This is a genomic window from Rothia amarae (assembly GCF_042677725.1).
In the GTDB taxonomy this organism is placed as follows: domain Bacteria; phylum Actinomycetota; class Actinomycetes; order Actinomycetales; family Micrococcaceae; genus Rothia; species Rothia amarae.
In genome coordinates, this window is the sequence record NZ_JBHUCN010000020.1 from 1 (window position 1) to 769 (window position 769).

Sequence of the window (769 nt, forward strand, 5' to 3'; positions counted from 1 at the left end):
TTAACAGGTGTGACGCAGGAAGGTAGCCGAGCCACGCGATGGTTGTCGTGGTCTAAGCGTGTAGGGTATCCGGTTGTTAAATGCGCTGGTGTTTGCCTGAGACGTGATGGGACCCCGTTTGTGGGGGATTTGGTGATCCTATGCTGCCGAGAAAAGCATCGACGTGAGGTTCTAGTTGCCCGTACCCTAAACCGACACAGGTGATCAGGTAGAGAATACTAAGGCGATCGAGAGAATCATGGTTAAGGAACTCGGCAAAATGCCCCCGTAACTTCGGGAGAAGGGGGACCTTGAGCGTGGAGGGCACTTGCTGTCCCGAGCGTGTATGGGTCGCAGAGACCAGGGGGAAGCGACTGTTTATCAAAAACACAGGTCCATGCGAAGTCGTAAGACGATGTATATGGACTGACTCCTGCCCGGTGCTGGAAGGTTAAGAGGATTGGTTAGCTCTTTGGGCGAAGCTGAGAATTTAAGCCCCAGTAAACGGCGGTGGTAACTATAACCATCCTAAGGTAGCGAAATTCCTTGTCGGGTAAGTTCCGACCTGCACGAATGGAGTAACGACTTCCCTACTGTCTCAACCATGAACTCGGCGAAATTGCAGTACGAGTAAAGATGCTCGTTTCGCGCAGCAGGACGGAAAGACCCCGTGACCTTTACTATAGTTTGGTATTGATGTTCGGTGTGGCTTGTGTAGGATAGGTGGGAGACTGTGAAGCATGGACGCTAGTTTGTGTGGAGTCGTTGTTGAAATACCACTCTGGTCATA

The 769-nt window shown here is 51.4% G+C and carries 1 rRNA gene; it reads left to right on the forward strand.

The features are described 5' to 3' along the window. A 23S ribosomal RNA gene (locus tag ACFR81_RS10900) occupies positions 1 to 769 on the forward strand; the annotation flags it as partial.